At 59.2% G+C, this 22,264-nt stretch carries 19 protein-coding genes and 2 pseudogenes; 10 read left to right on the top strand and 11 right to left on the bottom strand.

Annotation, left to right across the window (positions count from 1 at the left end; all coding sequences use genetic code 11):
• Positions 1-124: 124 nt before the first annotated feature.
• Positions 125-274, top strand: a pseudogene (locus EXW94_RS15770) (type VI secretion system tube protein Hcp); the annotation flags it as partial.
• 141 nt (positions 275-415) lie between these two features.
• On the opposite strand, the gene EXW94_RS15760 reads toward EXW94_RS15770, so the two are convergent.
• Positions 416-1,221 (bottom strand): IS5 family transposase gene (locus EXW94_RS15760; RefSeq protein WP_174339605.1). Its coding sequence is split into 2 segments (ribosomal slippage): positions 416-868 and positions 871-1,221, totalling 804 coding nucleotides; the frame shifts between segments, so codons are not numbered across the junction.
• Positions 1,222-1,279: 58 nt separating this feature from the next.
• On the opposite strand from EXW94_RS15760, the pseudogene EXW94_RS28525 reads away from it, so the two are divergent.
• Positions 1,280-1,468 (top strand): annotated as a pseudogene (locus tag EXW94_RS28525) (DUF2778 domain-containing protein); the annotation flags it as partial.
• Positions 1,465-1,899: a hypothetical protein gene (locus EXW94_RS15755; protein WP_174340495.1), complete on the top strand. Its 435-nt coding sequence runs from the start codon at positions 1,465-1,467 to the stop codon at positions 1,897-1,899. The pseudogene EXW94_RS28525 and the gene EXW94_RS15755, both read left to right, overlap by 4 nt.
• Positions 1,900-1,938: 39 nt before the next feature.
• On the opposite strand, the gene EXW94_RS15750 is transcribed toward EXW94_RS15755, so the two are convergent.
• Positions 1,939-2,829: an oxidoreductase gene (locus tag EXW94_RS15750; protein ID WP_174340494.1), complete on the bottom strand. Its 891-nt coding sequence runs from the start codon at positions 2,827-2,829 to the stop codon at positions 1,939-1,941.
• A 105-nt stretch (positions 2,830-2,934) separates the two neighbouring features.
• Here EXW94_RS15750 and EXW94_RS15745 point away from each other — a divergent pair, with 105 nt between their 5' ends.
• Positions 2,935-4,056 carry a YbdK family carboxylate-amine ligase gene (locus EXW94_RS15745; RefSeq protein ID WP_174340493.1) on the top strand — a complete coding sequence of 374 codons (1,122 nt, stop codon included), beginning with the start codon at positions 2,935-2,937 and terminating at the stop codon, positions 4,054-4,056.
• On the opposite strand, the gene EXW94_RS15740 is transcribed toward EXW94_RS15745, so the two are convergent.
• The 3 genes from EXW94_RS15740 to EXW94_RS15730 form a co-directional block, all read right to left on the bottom strand.
• Positions 4,007-7,141: an efflux RND transporter permease subunit gene (locus EXW94_RS15740; protein ID WP_174340492.1), complete on the bottom strand. Its 3,135-nt coding sequence runs from the start codon at positions 7,139-7,141 to the stop codon at positions 4,007-4,009. The genes EXW94_RS15745 and EXW94_RS15740 overlap by 50 nt on opposite strands.
• 9 nt (positions 7,142-7,150) lie before the next feature.
• Positions 7,151-8,215, bottom strand: coding sequence for an efflux RND transporter periplasmic adaptor subunit (locus EXW94_RS15735; protein ID WP_174340491.1), 1,065 nt, complete (start codon positions 8,213-8,215; stop codon positions 7,151-7,153).
• 106 nt (positions 8,216-8,321) lie between these two features.
• Positions 8,322-11,030, bottom strand: a complete 2,709-nt coding sequence (locus EXW94_RS15730) for a cation-transporting P-type ATPase (RefSeq protein ID WP_174340490.1) — start codon at positions 11,028-11,030, stop codon at positions 8,322-8,324.
• Between the two features lie 478 nt (positions 11,031-11,508).
• Here EXW94_RS15730 and EXW94_RS15725 point away from each other — a divergent pair, with 478 nt between their 5' ends.
• Positions 11,509-11,757 carry a DUF1158 domain-containing protein gene (locus EXW94_RS15725; protein ID WP_010428319.1) on the top strand — a complete coding sequence of 83 codons (249 nt, stop codon included), beginning with the start codon at positions 11,509-11,511 and terminating at the stop codon, positions 11,755-11,757.
• Here EXW94_RS15725 and EXW94_RS15720 read toward each other — a convergent pair.
• Positions 11,743-13,311 carry an alpha/beta hydrolase-fold protein gene (locus EXW94_RS15720; protein WP_174340489.1) on the bottom strand — a complete coding sequence of 523 codons (1,569 nt, stop codon included), beginning with the start codon at positions 13,309-13,311 and terminating at the stop codon, positions 11,743-11,745. The two genes, EXW94_RS15725 and EXW94_RS15720, sit on opposite strands and share 15 nt — an antisense overlap.
• 123 nt (positions 13,312-13,434) lie before the next feature.
• Between EXW94_RS15720 and EXW94_RS15715 the strand changes: the two genes are divergently transcribed.
• Positions 13,435-15,579, top strand: a complete 2,145-nt coding sequence (locus EXW94_RS15715; RefSeq protein WP_174340488.1) for a TonB-dependent siderophore receptor — start codon at positions 13,435-13,437, stop codon at positions 15,577-15,579.
• Positions 15,580-15,685: 106 nt separating this feature from the next.
• Here EXW94_RS15715 and EXW94_RS15710 read toward each other — a convergent pair whose 3' ends face one another.
• Together EXW94_RS15710 and EXW94_RS15705 are read right to left on the bottom strand one after the other, a co-directional pair.
• Complete coding sequence (locus EXW94_RS15710; protein ID WP_148400346.1) at positions 15,686-16,027, bottom strand: RamA family antibiotic efflux transcriptional regulator; 342 nt, start codon at positions 16,025-16,027, stop codon at positions 15,686-15,688.
• Positions 16,028-16,059: 32 nt separating this feature from the next.
• Positions 16,060-17,163 (bottom strand): MBL fold metallo-hydrolase, encoded by a 1,104-nt coding sequence (locus EXW94_RS15705; protein WP_174340487.1) that lies wholly within the window; start codon positions 17,161-17,163, stop codon positions 16,060-16,062.
• Between the two features lie 191 nt (positions 17,164-17,354).
• Between EXW94_RS15705 and EXW94_RS15700 the strand changes: the two genes are divergently transcribed.
• The 3 genes from EXW94_RS15700 (at position 17,355) to nfsB (ending at position 19,077) form a co-directional block, all read left to right on the top strand.
• Complete coding sequence (locus tag EXW94_RS15700) at positions 17,355-17,945, top strand: TetR/AcrR family transcriptional regulator (protein WP_010428315.1); 591 nt, start codon at positions 17,355-17,357, stop codon at positions 17,943-17,945.
• Positions 17,935-18,303 carry an MmcQ/YjbR family DNA-binding protein gene (locus EXW94_RS15695; protein ID WP_108415770.1) on the top strand — a complete coding sequence of 123 codons (369 nt, stop codon included), beginning with the start codon at positions 17,935-17,937 and terminating at the stop codon, positions 18,301-18,303. The genes EXW94_RS15700 and EXW94_RS15695 overlap by 11 nt, the downstream gene beginning before the upstream one ends.
• A 120-nt stretch (positions 18,304-18,423) precedes the next feature.
• On the top strand, positions 18,424-19,077 hold the full coding sequence (gene nfsB / locus EXW94_RS15690; protein WP_108415769.1) for an oxygen-insensitive NAD(P)H nitroreductase: 654 nt from the start codon (positions 18,424-18,426) through the stop codon (positions 19,075-19,077).
• Positions 19,078-19,113: 36 nt separating this feature from the next.
• Here nfsB and EXW94_RS15685 read toward each other — a convergent pair whose 3' ends face one another.
• From EXW94_RS15685 to EXW94_RS15675, 3 genes are all read right to left on the bottom strand, one after another.
• Positions 19,114-19,401 (bottom strand): helix-turn-helix transcriptional regulator, encoded by a 288-nt coding sequence (locus EXW94_RS15685; protein WP_023334796.1) that lies wholly within the window; start codon positions 19,399-19,401, stop codon positions 19,114-19,116.
• The gene (locus EXW94_RS15680) at positions 19,382-19,711 is read right to left on the bottom strand and encodes a type II toxin-antitoxin system RelE/ParE family toxin (RefSeq protein WP_174340486.1); all 330 of its coding nucleotides are present in this window, start codon (positions 19,709-19,711) and stop codon (positions 19,382-19,384) included. Before EXW94_RS15680 ends, EXW94_RS15685 begins: the two co-directional genes overlap by 20 nt.
• 139 nt (positions 19,712-19,850) lie before the next feature.
• Positions 19,851-20,720, bottom strand: a complete 870-nt coding sequence (locus EXW94_RS15675) for a helix-turn-helix transcriptional regulator (protein ID WP_174340485.1) — start codon at positions 20,718-20,720, stop codon at positions 19,851-19,853.
• A 107-nt stretch (positions 20,721-20,827) separates the two neighbouring features.
• On the opposite strand from EXW94_RS15675, the gene EXW94_RS15670 reads away from it, so the two are divergent.
• Complete coding sequence (locus tag EXW94_RS15670; RefSeq protein ID WP_174340484.1) at positions 20,828-22,264, top strand: MFS transporter; 1,437 nt, start codon at positions 20,828-20,830, stop codon at positions 22,262-22,264.

Here is a 22,264-nt window from a genome sequence, read left to right as displayed (position 1 = left end):
TCGTTTTATATCCATACCGTACAAAAATTGACGGGCCACTTTGAAAACGCTAGCGTTGCAATAGTTACATAACCCACTAAACCAAAAGGATTTTTCAGGATTTCCTTAAATGGAGTTTATACAAATGGCTATTCCCGCTTATTTATGGCTTAAAGATGATGGCGGTGCCGATATAAAAGGCTCTGTCGATATATATGGTCGTGAAGGAAGTATCGAGATAATCGGACTGAATCACGGCGTGGCGCAACCAACCGACAAGCATAACGGCAAGATGTATAAAGACGGTAAATTAATTGAGACCGGGTATTCCGGTGCTCTGACAAATAAAAACAACCCGGACCGTCAGCATGTGAAAGGACTGGGGCCACTGCCTCGCGGGACGTATAAAATCGCGGGTCATTCGAATTCTAAGAGCCTATCTCAATAGGACTTTATTCCAGACAATAAGACCACAGGCAAAATGCAACATGGCCTCGTAATTTTCAGTCTTCTTTTCCCATCGTGTCAGAACCCGGCGAAAGCGATTCATCCAGCTATGAGTTCTTTCGACAACCCAGCGATGGGCTTTGAAGTCCGTGTTTTTACTGGCATCTGACTCTTCTTTACGGGACTGGATATGCGGCTCGTAGCGGCGGCTCTGCAGATATGTTTTCAGCCAGCCTGCATCGTAACCTTTGTCCAGGCAGAGTCTGAGTTTTTGCCCCGGACGACCCGTCTGAAGGGCATCGAGCGTATCCGCAACCAGTTTGATGTCGTGCGTGTTCGCTGCTGAGACAACCAGCGACAGAGGAAGCCCGCAGGCGTCCGTCAAAAGGCTGCGCTTTACGCCTTGTTTCCCTCTGTCAGTGGGGTTACGGCCTGTTTTTTTGTTCCTGACAGCGGCGATTTGGTGATACAGCCGTCCATTGACAGCCAGGACCAGTCAATGCTGTCCAGATGCCCGCAGGCAAGCAAACCGTTCTGCCAGAAGCGCTCGAAGACTCCGGCATCGCGCCATTCCTGAAAGCGCCGGTGTGCAGAACTCGATGAACATATCCCGGTGGCGTTCAGGGCGTTCCACTGGCAACCGGTCCTGAGGACGAAGAATATGGCGTCCATGGCAGCGCGGTTATCAACGCGTTTCCGGTGCGTACCGAGTGGATGGCAGGTTTTGTGCTCAGGGATAAGCGGTGCCATTTTTTCCCAAAGTTCATCGCTGATCCGCCATTTGCTGCCTGTCATCTTTTCACCTTCAGAAATTATCAGTTACGACATTCTGACAATCCCTTCTGGGATAGGTTCTAAAGGACCGATAATCATCATTCTTGAGCAAACCTCGGGAGAAAGTTTTGGTCGCTCAGAATTTCGCATTCATGGTGACCACAAGTATGGTCCCGCCGGTTTTGCATCTGAGGGATGCATCATTCTCTCACCGTCAACGAGGCGTAAGATCCTCCGCGACGGCGGCGAGCTTGAGGTTGTACGATGAAATACCCGATCGTACTGCTGCTATCTGCTTTTATAGCCCCGGCATTCGCTGGCGTAACTGACTGGTCTTCTGCACTTAAGGGAATCGCCTCGGGTGATGCACACTGGATTGAGCAAGCCCCAGCGCTGGCTGCCGTGGCTGATGGGAATCAGGCGCAGCGGCTAGAGGATGCCCTGGCCGCTGCGCTCACAACAAATACGGACGCCGCGCTGAAAGCGCTCCGCTCCATTGATGCCGGAAAATGGCCGCACATGGTAGGCAGCGATATTGTCTGTACTCCGCCTTTAGAGAAATCACCCGCCGAAATCGACGCGTTTTATCAGCGTACCCGCAGGGCGCTGCTGGAAACCGTAGACGGTGCTCAATGCCTCTGGATTCTGGAGGCCACCATGGAAGAGTTGAAAGCAGAGAAAGCCCGTCAGGCTAAGTAAGAGTCACCCGGCGCACAATGGCCGGGTCTTTACCGTATCTCAACCCGGCCCCTCGCTCCCCGCCGCCAGCAGCGGCACCACCACGTCGCTGATGGGCACCGCAATCCCGTGCTTGCGGCCGTAGCGCTGGATCACGCCGTTGCGGATATCCCACTCCATCGGGCGATCCGCCTGACGGTCGGCCAGGATCGACGTGCCCAGGTCCTCGGACGCACGCTGGAAGTTCGCCAGGATCTCCTGGGCCACGTCATCGCCCAGCTTCGCCCCTTCGGCGCGGGCGACGGCAAGCCCCTCGCGCAGGTAGGCCAGTGAAAGCTCGCTGATATCCTCGCGCCTGAACATCCCGGCGCGGCGGTTAGAAAGCACCATCAGCCCGGCGACCGCGTTTTGCAGCAGCTTGCGCCAGGCGACAGTGGCGAAATCTGCCGAGAGCTCAACCGCGCAGCGCGTATCGTGAAGCGCCTCCACCACCCGCTGCGCCTGCGGCACGTCCGGCAGCGTCAGGCGCGGCTTCGCCCGCAGCCACACGGAGGCGTCCGGCTCGCGCTGCGCCGGGAACCAGACCACCGACGGCAGCACCGTCGCGCCGTTGACCCACGGCTCCAGCTGGGCTTTCTGCTCCACGCCGTTTTGCAGGGCGCAGACCACCGTGCTTTCATCGCACAGCGCGCGCAGCCACCCGGCGCTGTCGGCATTTTGCGTCGTTTTCACCGCCACAAACACCAGATCGGCGGGGCGCGTGATGACGGCCGGATCGGTTAATACCGGACCCGGCACCACGGTTTCCCCCTCGTCGTCGCGCAAACGCAGTTCAGGATGCGCGGTGCGTCCGCACAGCAGCGGCGTGCGGCCCGCGTCGTGCAGCACTGCGGCAATGGTAGTACCAATTGCGCCAGGCCCAATCAGCGCAATCACTGGATTGTCAGACATGGTTAACTCCCCTTTTCGCTAAGCCTGCTAACAGTTATACCACCCTGAAAAGTGAGCGCCACGCCGTTGTCTATACTCAACACACAACAGACAACGGAGTGCGCCATGCCTTTACCTGATTTCAAATCCTCTGAACCTTTTACCCTCGGCATCGAACTCGAACTGCAGGTGGTTAACCCGCCGGGCTTCGATCTGAGCCAGGACTCCTCCGCGCTTATCGCCGCCGTCAAAGACGACATCAAAGGCGGCGAGGTCAAACACGATATCACCGAAAGCATGCTCGAAATCGCCACCGGCGTGTGCCAGAACATCGACCAGGCGGCCGCGCAGTTCTCGGTGATGCAGCAGAGCATTCTGCGCGCGGCGGCGGAGCAGCATATCCAGATCTGCGGCGGCGGGACGCATCCGTTCCAGAAGTGGCAGCGTCAGGAGGTGTGCGACGACGAGCGCTATAACGTCACGCTTGAGCGCTTCGGCTACCTGATTTTGCAGGCAACGGTGTTCGGCCAGCACGTGCACGTCGGCTGTCGGACCGGGGATGACGCCATCTACCTGCTGCACGGCCTGTCGCGCTTTGTCCCGCACTTTATCGCCCTGGCGGCGGCCTCGCCGTACATGCAGGGCACGGACACGAAGTTCTCCTCGTCGCGGCTGAACATTTTTTCAGGGTTCCCGGATAACGGCCAGATGCCGTGGGTCAACAGCTGGCAGGAGTTCGAAGGGCTGTTCCGCCGCCTGAGTTCCACCAGCATGATCGACAGCATTAAAGATCTGCACTGGGACATCCGCCCCAGCCCGCACTTCGGCACCGTCGAGGTGCGGGTGATGGATACGCCGCTGACGCTCGGCCACGCGATTAACATCGCCGGACTGATTCAGGCGACGTCCCACTGGCTGCTGACCACACGGCCCTATAAGCATCAGGAAAAAGATTTTTTGCTGTACCGCTTTAACCGTTTTCAGGCCTGTCGCTACGGGCTGGAGGGGATATTGACGGACGTGCACACCGGCGAGCACAAAACCGTGGCGGAAGATATCGCCTGGCTCCTTGAGCAGGTTGCGCCGTCGGCCGAGAAGCTCGGCGCGACGAGCGCAATCAATGAAATCGCCCTGCTGTTAAAGCAGGGCAAGAGCGAGGCGCAGCGCATGCGGGAGTTTATCGCCGACGGCGGTTCGCTTATTTCTCTGGTTCAGAAGCACTGCGAGCTGTGGGCGACGAGTCCGTAAGGCCGTGGCCCCACTCGCGCAGGCGCTGGAACAGCACGAACAGCGCCGGGATAAACAGGATCCCTACCATGGTCGCCACCAGCATGCCGCTGAACACCGTGGTGCCGATGATGCGGCGACTCTGGGCACCCGCCCCGGTCGCCAGCATCATGGGCAATACGCCGATAATGAACGACACGGCGGTCATCATCACCGCGCGGAAGCGGCGTGATGCCCCTTCCCGCGCGGCATCGACAATCGCCATCCCGTCCATGCGCCGCGCGCGGGCAAACTCCACGATAAGAATTGCGTTCTTGGCGGCAAGGGCTATCAATAGCACCAGACCGATCTGCACGTACACGTCGTTGGCATAGCCCGTCAGCCACAGCCAAACCAGCGCCCCGCCGATGGCGAACAGCACCGAGAGCATCACGCTCGCCGGGAGCGTCCAGCTCTCGTACTGGGCCACGAGGAACAGCCACGCCATCACCACCGCCGCCAGCACGATCCATATCGCCTGATTGCCGGTCTGCTGCTCCTGATACGACATGCCGCTCCAGGCATAGTCGTACCCGGCGGGCAGGTTTTCCGCCAGAATCTCGCCCATCGCCGCCATCGCGGTGCTGCTGCTCACCCCTTCCGCCGCCGAGCCGCTCACCGACACGGACGGGAACTGGTTGTACTGCTGCAGGAACGGCGCGCCGACTGTCGGCGTAATGGTAACGAGGTTGCTGAGGCGCACCCGCTCGCCGCTGTTGCTGCGCACGAACAGCTCGCTGATTTGCTCCGCGCGCTCGCGCCACTGCATCTCGTTCTGCATGACGACGTGGTAAACGCGGTTATTCACGCTGAAATCCCCGGCGCGCGTGCCGCCAAAGGCCGTTTGCAGGCTGCTGAAGATGCGCGACACCGGCACGTCGAGACGGGCGGCGCGCTCGCGGTCAACGGTCAGCGTCAGCTGCGGCACGTTGCTGCTCCAGGTGGTGAACACGCGGTTCAGCTGCGGGTGCTGGTTGGCTTTCGCCAGCACCTCACGCGTCACGCGCTCCAGCTCCGCCGGGCTCTGCCCCGCCTGCGCCTGAATGCGCAGGTCAAAGCCGGAGGCGTTGCCCAGCCCCGGCAGCGTCGGCGGCGCGAAGGTCATGATGGTCGCTTCCGGCAGGGCCAGCAGCTGGCGTTGCAGGGTGCCCATCACCTCGTCCAGCGACGGACGCTCGCTCCAGTCTTTGAGCATGATGGAGATAAACCCGCCGTTGGAGGCGCTAGTGCCGTTGAGGATGTTAAATCCGGAGACCTGAATCACGTCCTCCACCGCCGGATTTTTGGCGATTAATTCGCGCGCCGTGGTCATCACCGCCTCAGTGCGCTCCAGCGAGGCCGCTTCCGGCAACTGGACGCTGGCGAAGAAGTAGCCCTGATCTTCCTGCGGCAGGAAGCCTTTAGGCATCGACGTAAAGCTGAACGCCACCACAGCCGCCGCGCCTGCGGTGGCCAGCAGCGCCAGCCACGGACGCAGGTTTAATACGTTCACGATGCGGATGTAGAAACCGCGCGTGGCGTCCAGCCCGCGGTTAAAGGCGCGATAGAGTGCCGCAGGTTTCTCCGGACGCGGGCGCAGCAGCAGCGCGCACAGGGCGGGCGTCAGGGTCAGCGCCACGAGGCTTGAGAGCGTCACGGCAGTCGAGAGCGTCACCGCGAACTGGCGGTACAGCTCGCCGACAATCCCCGGCAGGAGCGCCACCGGCACAAACACCGCCAGCAGCACCAGCGTCGTTGCGATGACCGGCCCGGCAATCTGGCGCAGCGCCAGCGCGGTCGCCGCCGTGCGGCTCTGCCCTTCCGCCATCAGCGTTTCGACGCTCTCCACCACCACGATGGCGTCATCCACCACCATGGTCAGCGCCAGAATAATGGCGAACAGGCTGAGGGTGTTGGCGGAGTAGCCGAGCGTGTAGAGCACCGCGAAGGTGCCCACCAGCGACACCGGAATGGCGAGCGCGACAATCAGCGTTGCGCGCCAGCTTTGCAGGAACAGGGAAACGACCACCACTACCGCCAGCATGGTGAGCGCCAGCGAGACGCCGATCTCCTTAATGGTGGCGGCAACAAAGGAGGTGGTGTCGAATTTCACCTCATAGACCAGGTCGTCCGGGAAGCGCGTCGAAAGGCGTTCCAGCTCCGCGCGTACCGCGTCGGCCACGCGCAGGGCGTTGGCGGATGGGGTCGGATAGATGCCGAGGTAGGCGGAGTCGTGCCCGTTGAGCTGCGCGCCGGAGCTGTAGCTGCGCGAGCCAAGCTCGATGGTGGCGACGTCCTTCAGGCGCACCAGCTGGCCCATCTCCCCGGCGCGGATGATGATGTCGGCAAAGTCTTCGGCCTGGTTCAGTCGCCCCAGCCCGTTGATGGTCAGGGTCTGCTGCTGGCCGTTAAACACCGGCGGCGTGCCGACCTGGCCTGCCGCCCCCTGCACGTTCTGCTCGCGCAGCGCCTGCGCCACGTCGTCGGTGGTGACGTTCAGGGCGTTCATGCGGTCCGGACGCAGCCAGATGCGCATGCTGTAGTCGCGCGCGCCGAACATCTGCACCTGCCCGACGCCCGGCAGACGCGACAGCGCCTCGCGCACCTGGGTGCTGGCGTAGTTGCTGACGAACAGCGGCGTGTGGGTGTTATTCGGTGAGTAAAGACTTACCCCCATCATCAGGTTGGTGGCCCGCTTGCGCACCTGTACGCCGTTTTGCTGCGCCTCGGTCGGCAGCTGCGCCACGGCCTGCGCCACGCGGTTCTGCACGTCGATGGCGGCAAGATCCGGATCGGTACCCGCCGCAAAGGTGATGTTCAGGCTGTAGGTGCCTTCGTCCGAACTGGTGGACTCCATGTAAAGCATGTGATCCACGCCGTTCAGCTGGGTCTCCAGCGGCGTGGCGATGGCCTCCGCCACGTCAGCCGAGCTGGCGCCGGGCCATGACGCTGACACATTCACGACCGGCGGCGTGATCTGCGGGTACTGCTCTACCGGAATAATCCTCAGCGCGATGGCCCCGAGCAGGGTGATGACCAGCGCAATCACCATCGCAAAGCGCGGGCGTTTGATGAAAAACGTCAGCATGATGGCTCCTTAATTCAGTATCTGGACGGCAGCGCCGGGCTGCACGCGCTGCGCGCCGTCAGTGATTGCTCGCTCACCGGGCTTCACGCCGGAGGTAATCTGGAACTGCTGGCCGATCTGTCCGGCGACCTTCAGCGGGCGCATTTCGGCTTTGCCGTCGGCGTTAACCACCCACGCAAAGAACCCGTCGCCGTTCTGCTGTACCGCGGCGGCGGGCAGGGTCAGAACCGGCTGCTCGCTTGCCGGGCGCAGGGTCACGTTCACGTTGCCGCCGGGCAGGAGCTGATGGCGCGGGTTGGCAAACTCGGCGCGCAGCATCACGCTGGCGGTGCGCGGGTCGATGCGGTTATCCACGGAGGTCAGTTCACCGCTGACGCGCTGGCCGTTGCTGTCAATTAACGCCTGCCAGGCCTGCTTCATGGCGCTGATATCCGCATGCTGTCCGGCTTTGGTGGCAAACGCGCCCTCTTCCAGCGCAAAGGCGATGCGGATCGGATCGAGCTGGACCACCTCCACCAAAACGCCGCTCGCCGGATTGACCAGACTACCGACGTGGAAGCTGCTGTGCCCCACGCGTCCGTCAATCGGCGAGGCGATGCGGGTGTAGTTCAGGGTGACGCTGCGGGTGTCGAGGCGGGCTTTGGCCTGCTCCAGCGCGGCACTGGCAACGTCGCGCTGCATGCGAGCATTGTCCACATCGTGGCGGCTAATGGCGTTGTTGCTGCCCAGGCTTTCAAAGCGGGAAAGCTGCTGCTGCGCCTGACGCAGCGTGGCTTCGGCGCTTCTCACCTCGGCCTGCGCGAGACGCAGGGCGGCGCGCGGCTCGGCGTCGTCGAGCTCAAACAGCACGTCACCTTTTTTCACGTACTGCCCGTCGCGGAAGTGGATTTTGGTAATCACGCCTTCCGTGCGGGCGCGCAGCTCAACGGTGTGAATCGCTTCGATGCGACCCGGGATCTGACGCTCGGCGGCGTGGGCGGTCTGCTCCACGGCGGCGACGCGGACGGGAATGGCGGCGGCAAATGCGGGTTGCAGGGTGCAGGCGAGGAGCGCGAACAGGAGTGGGAATTTCATGGGAGTACCTCGGCGTTGTTTTCCCTCACCCCGGCCCTCTCCCACAGGGAGAGGGAGGTCAGAGTCCCCTCTCCCCGTGGGAGAGGGTTAGGGTGAGGGCAAAAGGTTATGCAGCCTTACGGAACCTGCGGGTCAGTCGCTTCTCGATTTCGACGACGAAGAACATCACGCCCGCCACCGCCAGGGTCACGAACCAGTAGCGCAGCGGCAGCGCTTCGGTGCCGAACAGCATCTGCATAAACGGCAGGTAGATAATCGCCGCCTGCAGCAGGAACAGCACGCCCGTCACCAGCCAGATACCTTTGTTTGCCAGCAGGCCGCGGTTCAGGGAGAACCCTTCGGTGTTGCGGCAGTTAATCATGTACACCCACTGGGCGCAGACCAGCATCTGCAGCAGCACGGTGCGGATGAACTCCGCGCTGTGGCCGCGCGGGGCCAGCCAGGCTTCCAGCGCAAAGGCGGCGATGGCAATCATGGTGCCGACGAAGGCCACGCGCCAGACGGCGTAGGCGTCCATCACGTGCTGCCCGGTCTGACGCGGCGGACGGCGCATGATGTTGCGCTCGGCGGCCTCAAAGGCCAGGCCGAAGGAGAGCGTGGCGGAGGTCGCCATGTTCATCCACAAAATCAGTACCGGCGTCAGCGGAATGATATTCCCCGCCAGCAGCGCAATCACAATCAGCAGCCCCTGCGCGAGGTTGGTCGGCATGATAAAGAGGATGGTCTTCTTCAGGTTGTCGTAAACGCGACGCCCCTCTTTCACCGCGCTGGCGATGGTGGCGAAGTTATCGTCCGTCAGGACCATGTCCGCCGCCTCTTTGGTCACTTCCGTGCCCTTGATGCCCATCGCAATGCCCACGTCAGCCTGACGCAGCGCCGGGGCGTCGTTCACGCCGTCACCGGTCATGCCGACGATTTCGCCTTTATCCTGCAGCGCTTTCACCAGGCGCAGCTTATGCTCCGGGCTGGTGCGGGCGAAGATGTCATACTTCACCGCCGCGTCCGCCAGCGCGGCGTCGTCCATTTTCTCCAGTTCGTAGCCGGTCACCGCCTGCTCGCTGTTGGTGATCCCCAGCATCTGGCCGATGCTCATCGCCGTCTGCGGGTGATCCCCGGTGATCATCTTCACGCGGATCCCCGCCTGCTGGCAGGCGTTAATCGCGTCAATCGCTTCCGGACGCGGCGGATCCATCATCCCGGCGATGCCGAGGAAGATCAGACCGTGGCTCAGGTCGTCGTGCGTCAGCTCCTGCTCGCCGTTCGCCGGTTTAAACGCCGCGGCAACCATGCGCAGCCCCTGACGCGCATAGCGCTCCATCTCGCTTTCCCAGTACGCGCGGTTGAAGGCTTCCGCACCGTTACGGGTCTGCTGCTCGGCGCACAGGGCGAAAATCACGTCCGGCGCGCCGGTGATCAGGATCTGCTCCTCACCGCCAATCTGGTAGTGGGTGCTCATGTACTTGTACTGCGAGTCGAACGGGATCTTGTTAACCAGCGTGGTCATCATCGGCTCAAGGCTGGCCTTCGCCGCCAGCACCTTCAGCGCGCCCTCGGTCGGCCCACCGGTAATGCCCCACAGCCCGCGCTCGTCCTGAATCATCTGGCTGTCGTTGCAGAGGTCAATGGTGCGCAGGTACTGCTCCAGAACGGTGCCCGGCTGGATGTGGACCGGCTCGTCGCTGCCTTCCAGGTAGATGTTGCCCACCGGCTCGTAGCTGTTGCCGTCCACGCGGTAGCAGGCGTCGGCGGTGATGATGGCTTTGACCGTCATTTCGTTCATGGTCAGAGTGCCGGTTTTATCCGAGCAAACCACGGTCATCGCGCCCAGGGTTTCGACCGTCGGCAGCTTGCGGATAATGGCCCGCTTGCGCGCCATCGCCTGCACGCCCAGCGAGAGGATGATGGAGATAATCGCTGGCAGACCTTCCGGCACGGAGGCCACCGCCAGGCTAATCAGGGAGAGCAGCAGCTCGCCCATCGGGATCTCGCGGAACACCAGGCTGAAGATAAACAGCGCGGCCATCATCGCCAGGATAATGGCGAAGATCGCTTTACCCAGCTTGTCCATCTGCACCAGCAGCGGCGTGCGGTGTTTTTCAATGCCCGCCATCATCTGGTTGATGTGGCCAAGCTCCGTATCCTTACCGGTCGCGGTGACCAGGCCGACGCCGCCGCCCGCGCTGACGGTCGTCCCGGAGAAGACCATATTGGTGCGGTCGCCCAGCGGCAGTTCGCCGCTCAGCGGATTCGTGTGCTTATCCACCACGGTGGATTCACCGGTCAGAATCGCCTCTTCCACGCGTAAATTATGCGCTTCGATTAAACGCATATCCGCCGGAATACGATCCCCCGCGCGTAATACAATAATATCGCCCGGAACTATTGCAGTTGTGGGTATCGTTTCGTGGCTGCCGTTACGAATAACGCGCGCCTCGCTGGAGAGCATATTGCGAATACTCTTCAGGGATTTTTCCGCGTTGCTTTCCTGAATATGGCCAATTAAGGCATTGATTACCGCGACGCCCAGAATAACCAGCGTATCAACCCAGTGGCCCATTACTGCCGTTAATACGGCGGCGGCCAGCAGGACATAAATCAGCACATCATTAAAATGGGCCAAAAAACGCAGCCAGGCGGGTTTACCTTTTTTCTCCGGCAGCGCGTTCGGACCTGATTTTTGCAGACGCGCCTGCGCCTCTGCACGATCCAGACCGCTGGCCTGGCTCTGCGTGTGAGTGAGCACCTGCTCGACGGTCTGCTGGTATGCCAGCCCGCCGGAAGGCGGCATGTTTGGGGACAATTTTTTTTCGGTCATCGTATTTTTCCTTCAATATCCGGTGAACAGAAGCCTGAATTCCTTTCTGGCTAAATAAATTCATTTTTTAGTCTTGCGGGTAAAATTGATCTACCGCAATATAATGACTTCTCGGTTATTCAAAACTGATTAAAACTATTTCGATGACCTGATTTTTACAAAATATTTCTAAACCAACGCTAAACGAGGGGGAACCATGTTTGGTATTTATCGCGGACGACGCCTGGCGTTATACATTGTCGCAGCCATTGTTATTGCCACGTTAATTGGTTATAGCACCTATACATTTGTAAAATTATTTTCCTGATACGGACATTTATTTACATAACGCGATATTAATATGAACACCGGGTCGTATAGTGTTATTTATTCGCAGTAATAATGTCTTTGTTTTATTCAAAAAGGCCAGCGGGGCTGATATTGCTTTACGTTACAGAATGCCGGACAATGACATTTTTAACTGACGATTAACATTACGATGAAACACCCGTTAGAATCGCTGCTTACGGCGGGGGGCATTTTATTGCTGGCCCTGATCTCTTGCCTGCTGTTACCCGCGCCGTCGCTGGGTCTGGTGCTGGCGCAGAAGCTGATGACGACCTTTCACATGGTCGATCTGAACCAGCTCTACACCATTCTGTTCTGCCTGTGGTTTTTAGCCCTCGGCGCCATCGAATTCTTTATCCTGCGTTTCGTCTGGCGCCGCTGGTTTTCACTGGCGTCGTAAGCCGGTGAAGTCACGCATACCGTGGATCAGCGCTTCACACCAGGCCGCGTAGTCGTGACCGCTGGATGAGGGATGGAAGCTGACGCGATATCCCTTCTCCCTCAACGCCTGTTCGAAATCCTGCGTAGTGCGATAAATGCCCCCGCCCGGCCCCGTGGTTTCAAACTTTCCGGCCTGCAGCCAGAAGCGCACCGGATACGGCGGCGACTGCTGATATTGCCGCGTCAGCCAGCCGGGAGCCTCCCCTTTCGGTGCCCACCAGTACGAACCTGAAAGACTCAGCACGTTACCAAACAGGCGCGGATAGCGCAGCGCGACCCATGACGACGCGATTCCCCCGTAGCTCGACCCCGCCAGCACCGTTTTCTGCCGCTGCATCGCAATGCCCTGCCCGCGCAGCCACGGCAGCAGCTCGTGCGCCATAAAGTCGGCGAAATCCGGGTTCGGCGGCAGTTCGTTGCCGCGTCGGGCGTGATCGAGGCTGTCGATAAACACCACGTTAATCGGCGGAAGATGATGGCGGGCGATCAGACCATCCAGCACGTTAGCCAAATGGTACTCGTCCTGATAAATCTGCCCGTCGAAGAGGATGAGCGTCCAGCGTGCAGGCTGTGCGCCGCGCGGTTTATAGATCATCACCTCGCGGGAATTACCGAGGATTTTGCTGGTGATGCTCTGGCGACTTAACGATCCGTGGACCAGCGGCTGGGCCATGGCCTGCACGGAGCAATAGCGTGCCGGGCTGAGATCGAGCAGCGAATAGCGGTTCCAGCGATCCGTCTTTTGTTCACCAAAGGTATTCGGGTTGAGCGGATCGGCCTGGGCACTGACGAGGATCGCGCGGCGCTGATCGCGTGAGGAACCCTCGACGATCGGCACATCGGGCGCCAGCTTGTACTGCATCACCGTGTCGGCGGGCACCACATAGCTGCGGAACCAGACGTCGCTGTTGCCCAGGCGGAACAGCGGGTCGTGATCCCCCGCCGGTGAGCCGAGAATAAAGACGTTATCCCGCGCGCCGCGCCACAGGAAGGTGACGCGCTTATGTTCTGCGTCTACCGGCTCCACCATCGGCGTTCCCTGCCGAATCTGCGTCTGCCAGAACGCGTCGGTACTCCCTCCGGCAGCAATCTCTTTTGCCAGCGCCTGAAGCGTCGGGCTTTCAGGTGCAAGCATCTGTACGCGCGGTAGCGCAGATGTCTCTTTCATCCGCCACTGAAAACGCCAGGGTTTACCCGCTTCGCCGTGCAGGACCAGCGAGGTGCTCTGCTTTACCGGTAGGGCAAAAAGCAGCGTGTGTTCGCCATCGGCGGGCCCATTTTCAACCAGCGTACGAATGCGGCGGTTTTGCCCATCCAGCAGGCGGGCATCCGTTACGCCATGCAGCGTGGCGGAGACATAATTTTCAGCAAGCTCTGGCAGCATAAAACAGACTTCACCGCTGGCATCAAACTTCCCCTGAACGTCTCCCTGCCGGGAAGAGTGTTCGCAGGTTGCCGCCACCGCAGGCAGCACACCTATCCCGAGTAATAATCCGCTCCATACCCTCTTCATTACCGCTTGTTCCCTGACGAAATTTGTTATCAACGCTAATGCAAATGGTAATAATTTGCAATATCATCTAACGCGTTTTAACGGTGTTTTTATGGCGATAGCAACCAAGGATGAGTAGAAAAAATGTTTAAGAATAATAAGATAATGCAACTCTGGCTGCTGAGTCTGGCGACGACCAGCGTGGCGGCTCAGGCTGAAAATAGAGAAGAAACCATAACGGTGACGCAGAGCGTGAGTGAAGACCCCACCGCTCCGGTAAAAGGGATTGTGGCAACCCAAACGCTCTCCGCAACCAAGACCCGCGCGGAGATCGTGAAAACGCCGCAGTCGGTATCGGTGATCACCCGCGATCAGATGAACATGCAGGACGTGACGTCCGTATCGCAGGCGCTTCGCTACTCGGCGGGCGTGTTTACCGAGTACCGCGGCTCATCGAACCGTAACGACGAGGTGTTCGTGCGCGGCTTTAGCTATGTGCCGAAATTCCTCGACGGCCTGAGCTTCGGCGCGACAGCCTCGTCCCAGACGGGTACGATTGACCCGTGGTTACTGGAGCGCGTGGAGCTGGTGCGTGGCCCGGCGTCGGTGCTGTTTGGTCAGGTCAACCCTGGCGGGTTAATCAGCATGACCAGCAAACGCCCGACCGCGGAATCCATCCATAACGTGCAGTTCCGTACCGGCAATAACGATCTGGCAGAAGGCGCGTTTGATTTCGGCGGCAAGCTGAGCGACGACGGCCGCGTGCTGTATCGCGTCAACGGTATCGCCCGTACCCAGCATAATCAGGTGGATGATTATAAAGAGACGCGGATGGCGATCGCGCCTGCTATCACCTGGTACCCGAACGACCAGACCCGCTTTACGCTGCTGACCAGCTACCAGAAGGATCCGGATGCGGGCTACCGCAACTTCCTGCCCGCCTACGGCACGGTCAAAAGCGTCGACGGGAAATACATCCCGCGCGACTTTAACGTCAGCGATCCGAATTACAACCAGTCCTGGCGCGAGCAGACGACGATCGGCTACGAGCTGGAACATCAGTTCGCCGACGACCTCACCTTCCGCCAGAACGCGCGTTACGCCAGCATCAAACAAAAATACCGTTACCTCGTTTACGCCAGCAGCGCGGCCAACAGCACGGTATTGACGCGACGCGCGCAGCATGAAGAGCGCACCACCAACGAATTTGGCCTGGATAACCAGCTTGAGTATCTGCTGGAGACCGGCAGCGTCAGCCACACCCTGCTCGGCGGGTTCGACTACAAGACCAGCAAAGATAAACAGCTGCTGGAACGCGGGAGCGGTTCACAGTATGACCTCGACTGGACGAACCCGGTGTACGGCGTGAACGTGGATGAAAGCACCTTCAAAACCGCCAGCGACGAGCAGCAAAATCTCGACCAGATGGGGCTGTATTTGCAGGATCAAATGAGCTGGAACAGCTGGGAATGGCTGGTCTCCGGGCGCTACGACTGGAGCGAAGTGCGAACTCACGACTTCACCGACGGCAGCTTAACCCAGCAGAACGACAGCAAGTTCACCTGGCGAACCGGCCTGCTGTACGCGTTCGATTCTGGCCTGTCGCCGTACGTCAGCTACAGCACCTCGTTTGAACCGAACCTGCAAACCAACCGCGCGCCGGGCGTTGCCCCCTTCAAGCCAACCACCGGGGAGCAGACCGAGATTGGCCTGAAGTATCAGCCGGTCGACAGTACGCTGATGACCCTCGCGCTGTACGATTTAACCCAGGACAACGTGGCGACCTACAACAGCGCCGAAGGCTGGTTCGAGAACGCGGGTAAAGTGCGTTCGAAAGGCGTTGAGGCGGAAATCCACTCCACGCTGATGGACAACATCAACCTGATTGGCTCGTACACCTACACCGATGCAAAAACCAAAAGCACCACGGTCGTGGGCACCGAGGGCAAAACCCCGGCGCGTATTCCGGCGCATATGGCATCGGCGTTTGCCAGCTATACCGTTCCGGGCGGCGCGCTGAAGAGCCTGACCGCTGGCGTGGGGATGCGCTACATCGGTACCAGCTACGGCGATGCGAAGAATACCTTCAAAGTGCCGTCGGTGGATCTGTATGACGCGATGCTGAGCTACGATCTGGGCGAGATAAACCGCAGCCTGAAAGGGGCGAGCGTGCAGTTCAACGTCAATAACGTGGCGGACACGAAATATGTTGCGTCGTGCGCAAGCGATACGGCGTGCTTCTACGGGATTGGCCGTACGGTGACGGCAACGGTGAATTATCGCTGGTAGTTATCTGTAGGCCCGGTAAGCGCAGCGCCACCGGGCAACTTACGGGCACTGTGCCCACAAAAAAGCCGGGTGGCGGCTATGCCTTACCCGGCCTACACGCGACATGTTAATGTGTCTGGCTATGGTTCTCTTTACGGTACGCACCCGGCGGCTGGTTGAAGGTGCGGGTAAATATGCGGGTAAACGTCTGCTGCGAGTCAAACCCGTAGCGCAGGCAGATATCGTACACGCGAGCGTTGGATTCACGCAGGTCGCGCGCCGCCAGCAGCAGCTTGCGCTCGCGAATATAGCGCCCGAGGCTCTCCCCTTTGTACTGCATAAACAGCCTCTGCAGGTGCCACTTCGAATATCCCGCATGGCGGGCGATCTCTTCGATACGTAACGGCTGGTGCAGATTGTCGTCGATCCATTCGACGATAGTGTCGATGACTTGAGCGGAAATGGTCATACCGCTGTCCCCCTCTGCTTCTCGCTTAAACATTATTCCCACCACTCGCGAAATGCCTGAGTGGTATCACTCACCCGCACGGGCTCACCCAGTTCCGGCGTCAGCAGCCGATAATTTTTGTCCTTGCTGGCGCGCGCCAGCTGGATCAGCGGATCGTTCCACGTGTGTTTCGCCAGCACGAAGCGCCCGTTGTGCCCCGGCACCACCGCTTTGGCGTTGAGATCCGCCGAGGCCTGCGCCGTTTCGTCCGGCAGCATGTGGATGTACTTCCAGTCCTGGTCGTACTGGCCGTTTTCCATAATGGCTAAATCCACCTCGCCAAACTGTTCGCCGATGGCCTTAAAGTGCGGGCCGTAGCCGGAATCCCCGCTGTAATAAACCTTCTGCTCTGGCGTGACGAACATAAAGCTGCCCCACAAGGTCTGGTCGCGCTTGATGCCGCGCCCGGAGAAGTGACGCGCCGGAAGAACATGCACCGTCAATTCATCGCTGACGCGCACCGACTGGTTCCAGTCGCGCTCGTCAATAATCTCAGGCTTCATGCCCCAGTAGCGCAGGTGGGATCCCACGCCCAGCGGCGTCACCACGCGCTTCACCTTTGGCAGTAGCGCCCTGATGGTGGCGTAGTCCAGATGATCGTAGTGATCGTGCGAGATAATCAGCAGGTCGATCTCCGGCATGCTTTCAGCGCGCCACGGATACTCACCGGCAAAGGCCTTATTGAGGAACGAGAATGGCGCGGCGTAGTTGCTGAGCACCGGGTCAATCAGAATGCGTTTACCCGCGAGCTGCAGGTACCACGAGGAGTGACCGAGCCACACCAGGGTGTCCTGCTCCAGCGGCAGGCCCGCAAGATCGGTTTTCACCAGCGGCAGCGGCTGCGCCGGGCGCGCATTTTCGGTTTTTTTGGTCAGAAATTCCCACGTCGCGACCAGCATGTTTTTGTCGCCGTTATAACCCGGCGTCGGCAGCGTATTGTGGAATTTCCCCTCGCGATACTGCGGGGAGGCTTCCACTTCGGAGAGCTGCTCACCCTGCGGTGGCTGGCCGAATCCGGCGTTCAGAACAAAAGGTAAACTCGCAGCTGAAGCAACAATCATGACAAACACCACGCAGATGAATAGAGGCTTTTTCATTTCCTGACCCGAATACGCGCCCCATCCGATGGTTTACGCGGGTTAAGCTTGATTATGAGTGAGTAAGCACTCATTATTAGATATGATGAATATATCGTCAAGACGTTTTCGATCTTTGACATTCCGCGTTGCAGCGGTATGAACCGCATGCTTCAATACGTTTTTTTACATTTGACAAAGGGGAGAATTGAGTGGCACGTCCGAAGAGTGAAGATAAAAAACAGGCCTTACTGGAAGCAGCAACCGCTGCGTTTGCGCAGTCGGGAATTGCCGCCTCAACGGCGCTCATTGCCCGTAATGCGGGCGTCGCCGAAGGCACCCTGTTTCGCTACTTTGCGACCAAAGACGATCTGCTGAATGCCCTTTACCTCCACCTGAAGCAGGATCTCTGCCAGGCGATGCTGTCTAATCTGGATCGCTCACTCACCAGCCCAAAAGAGCATACGCGTAACATCTGGAACAGCTATGTCGACTGGGGGATCAAAAACCCTCTCGCACACGCCGCCATTCGCCAGCTGGGCGTCAGTGAGAAGATCAACGCCGAGACGGAGCAGGCCGTGAAAGATATGTTCCCGGAGCTGCACGAGCTGTGCCGCCGTTCGGTGCGCCAGGTGTTTATGTCCGACGAATTTAAAACCTTTGGCGATGCGATTTTCTTATCGCTGGCCGAAACCACAATGGAATTTGCTACCCGCGATCCGTCCCGCGCCGTCGATTTTAAAGCGCTCGGTTTTGAGGCCATGTGGCGCGGGCTGGCTCAGGAGGATAGCGATGGACGGTAAGTCCTTGCAGGAGCACGCGAAACGCGTGGCGCTGGAGATGCCTTTCACCGAACACTGCTGGCCGTTCGGCCCCGAGTACGACGTGTTTAAAGTAGGTGGAAAGATTTTTATGCTGATGGCGGTTGTACGCGGACGCCCTCACGTCAGCCTGAAATCCGATCCGGAAAAATCGCTGTTGAATCAGCAGATTTATCGCGGCGTTGAACCTGGCTATCACCTGAATAAAAAGCACTGGATCTCACTCTACGGCACCGATGACATCACGCCTGAGGTGGTCGCTGATTTCATCAACGACTCGTGGAATCTGGTGGTCGATAAGCTGCCGAAAAAAGATCAGAAACGGATACGCCCGGCCTGATTGTTCGGCTAAGCCGAACAGATTAAGCGCTCGAATCGCCCTTATCTTTTCCCGCTTCGCGCGTTACTCTGCTTTCCTTTCGCGCCCGCGAGCGGGCGAATTTCATCACCAGGAGTTGTTATGGATATCATTTCTGTCGCCCTGAAACGCCACTCTACCAAGGCGTTCGACCCAGCCAAAAAACTGACCGCTGAAGAAGCGGAAAAAATCAAAACCCTGCTGCAGTACAGCCCGTCCAGCACCAACTCCCAGCCCTGGCATTTTATTGTTGCCAGCACCGAGGAAGGTAAAGCGCGCGTGGCGAAATCCGCTGCGGGCACCTATGTGTTCAACGAACGCAAAATGCTGGATGCTTCTCACGTAGTGGTGTTCTGCGCGAAAACCGCGATGGACGATGCCTGGCTTGAGCGCGTTGTCGATCAGGAAGAGGCCGATGGCCGTTTCAACACGCCGGAAGCCAAAGCCGCCAACAATAAAGGCCGCCACTACTTCGCCGACATGCACCGCGTGGATCTGAAAGATGACGACCAGTGGATGGCGAAACAGGTTTACCTGAACGTCGGCAACTTCCTGCTGGGCGTGGGCGCGTTGGGTCTGGACGCGGTGCCGATTGAAGGTTTCGACGCCGCTATTCTCGACGAAGAGTTTGGCCTGAAAGAGAAAGGCTTCACCAGCCTGGTGGTGGTGCCGGTTGGGCACCACAGCGTGGAAGATTTCAACGCCACGCTGCCGAAGTCCCGCCTGCCGCTGAGCACGATTGTGACTGAGTGCTAATCTCTACAGGCGCGCCCGTTACCGGCGTGCCTGTTTTCAATAGAGCGTAATCTGCGGGTGTTTAACCCCACACACCAGTGCATAACGCGTTAAGGTATCAAGACTCGCCCGGGTTATATTCGCTTCCATTCTTGATACGGTGGGTGCGCTGACGCCCATTCGCTCCGCCACCTGTGCGCGCGTCAGACCGGCCTGGTTTCGCCATTGCGCCAACATTTCGCGCAAACGCTCTTTTCGTTCTTCAGCATCAAAAGAGGCCTGTACCTCTGAATCGCTTAACAGCTCAGATCGGAGTTCATCCCAGTCAATAATCTTCTTGCTCATCCAACATCTCCTGTTGTCGCTTCAGTGCCAGACGAAGTTCAGCAGAGGGCGTTTTTTGCGTTTTCTTGATAAACACTCGCAGCAGAAAAATTGTCTTGTCCCGCTGATAAACGTAAATCCTCCGAGTATGGATCAGCCCGACGGTTCTGATTTCGAACAAACCATGCGGTAAGGGTTTGCTGTCAGGTTCCCGCAGTGCTGTCGGGTTAGCGCGTAATTTATCAAGCTGGCGAATCAGCTTCGCCTTCACCCCAGCGGGCAGTAAGAGGATCTCTTCTCTGACTGCCTTATGAACGATGAGTCTGAACACGGTTATTCATCCCTGATGATATTAGCATATAAGGCAATTTGCATTAAAGGCTAATTTAGCTTTTCGTGTCCCACCTTACCCGTTTTTAAAAAGCTGAACCGGATCCGCTTTGATTCCCTGAAAACACCTCGCAAAAAACTTATTTCCCCTGCTCCGCCAGCCACGCCATCGCCCTTTCCCCCGCCTCATCCACCGGTAAATAGACCAGCAGCCGCGAGCCGTTTCGCGGCGCGGAGTACCAGTACATCTGCTGCAGCGTGAAATCTCCCAGCTCGGGATGGGTAAACAGCTTGAGCTGGTTCTCCACGCCGCGCACGTCGTTGCGCTGGTGCCACAGGGTTTTAAACTCTTCGGACACCGCAAAGAAGCGCGCCAGCTTCGCTTCCCACAGCGGGTCGCCCCGGTGCTCGGCCATCGCCGCGCGGAAATAGGAGACAAATATCGGCAGCACGTCGTCGCGTCTGCCGAGCCGCGCGCGCCACGCCGGGTGGGTGAGGAACAGGTAAATACAGTTGCGGTCTTCCGGCGGGATTTCATTAAAATCGACGCCCATCAAGTGGCCGAAGCTGTCGTTCCACGCCACGATATCGAAATTGGGCTTCTGGATGCTGGCAGGTTTTGGCAGCAGGGTATCAAGCAGGCGGCGCGTGCCTTCGCTGATGCCCTCGCAGCAGACCGCCTGCGGGGCTTCACCCGGCGGCAAACCGGCTAAAACAAACAGGTGTCGGGCCTCGGTTGGGGTGCATTGCAAGGCTTTCGCCACGGCCGCCATCACCGCGCTCGACGGGTTGACGTCCCTGCCCTGCTCAAGCCAGGTGTACCAGGTCACGCCCACGTCTGCCAGCATCGCCACCTCTTCACGGCGCAGACCCGGCGTGCGGCGGCGACCGCTGCGCGGCAAGCCGAGACGCTGGGGATCGAGGCTTTCGCGTCGTGCGCGTAAAAAAGCACCCAGCTGTTTTCGGGTGTCATCCTGAAGTGAGATGACGGGTTCAGACATCAAGGCCATAAATCCCCCTGCATGGTAGTGCCAGTACCAGTATAAGTAAGAACTGGTACCCGTTTATCAGATGGTTGATGCTACGACCATCTGATGAATGACGCAATGGAGATCCCATGAATACGTCAGTTGTTTCACCGGGCCGCGCAGGCCTGATATTGCTGTTAACCGGCCAGATGCTGCCGCTGATTGATACCTCAATCACCAACGTCGCGCTGGACTCCATCACCCACTCACTGCACGCCACCGCTACAGAACTGGAGCTGATCGTCGCGCTCTACGGCGTGGCCTTCGCCGTCTGCCTGGCACTCGGCAGCAAGCTGGGGGATAACGTTGGCCGCCGTCGCCTGTTTATGTGGGGCGTGGCGAGCTTTGGCCTGGCCTCGCTGCTGTGCGGCATGGCGGGAAACATCGAACAGCTGCTGGCCGCGCGCATCGTTCAGGGCGCAGGCGCGGCGCTGATCATGCCGCAAATTCTTGCGACGCTGCACGTCACGCTAAAAGGCACCGCCCACGCGAAAGCGATTAGCCTGTTCGGCGGCATCGGCGGAATTGCGTTTATCGTCGGCCAAATGGGCGGCGGCTGGCTGGTATCGGCGGATATCGCCGGGCTGGGCTGGCGGAACGCCTTCTTCATCAACGTGCCGATTTGTCTGGTGGTGCTGGCACTGAGCCGCCGCTACGTGCCGGAAACCCGTCGCGATACCCCGTCACGCATTGACTGGACCGGCACCGTGCTGCTGGCGATGATCCTCTGCTGCCTCCTGTTCCCGATGGCGCTCGGCCCGCAGTGGCACTGGTCGTGGCCGCTGAAGGCCGCGCTGCTAGCCATTATTCCACTGGCATATTTAATGATGCTGAACGCACGTAAAAAAGAGCGTGAGGATGCGCACCCGCTGATCCCGCCGCGTCTGATGCAGCTCAGCAGCATCCGTTTTGGTGTGCTGATCGCGATGCTCTTTTTCAGCGTCTGGTCCGGGTTTATGTTTTGCATGGCACTGACCATGCAGACCGGCCTTGGCATGGCGCCGTGGCAGTCCGGGAACAGTTTTATCGCGCTGGGCGTGACCTACTTTATCTCCGCGTGGTTTGCCCCTCGGCTGATCGCCCGCTACAGCACCAGCACCATTCTGCTGACCGGTCTGGCGATCCAGATTACCGGTCTGCTGGCGCTGATTGTTACGTTCCGGGTGTGGGGAATGGATAACACCGCCCTGACGCTGGCACCTGCGACCGGGCTGGTCGGCTACGGGCAGGCGCTGATCGTGAACAGCTTCTACCGCATCGGGATGCGCGATATTCAGCCCGATGATGCGGGTGCCGCGAGCGCCATTCTCAGCACGCTGCAGCAGGCCGCGCTGGGGCTGGGTCCGGCCATTTTTGGCGCAATCTTGCTGCACGCGCTGCAAAACCATCACGGGGACTACACTCAGGCGGTTAACGTCTTCCTGACGGTGGAAACGGTGATGATGGTGGTGCTGGCGCTGGCGACGTTGCGCATGCGTCATCGCCTCTGTTTACCCGCGGTGAAGGTCTGTCAGGCCACCAAATAA

It is taken from the genome of Enterobacter sp. JMULE2, assembly GCF_013337145.1.
Classification (GTDB): domain Bacteria; phylum Pseudomonadota; class Gammaproteobacteria; order Enterobacterales; family Enterobacteriaceae; genus Enterobacter; species Enterobacter mori.
The sequence above is the reverse complement of the archived record's forward strand: the minus strand, read 5'-3'. Positions and strand labels throughout refer to the sequence as shown.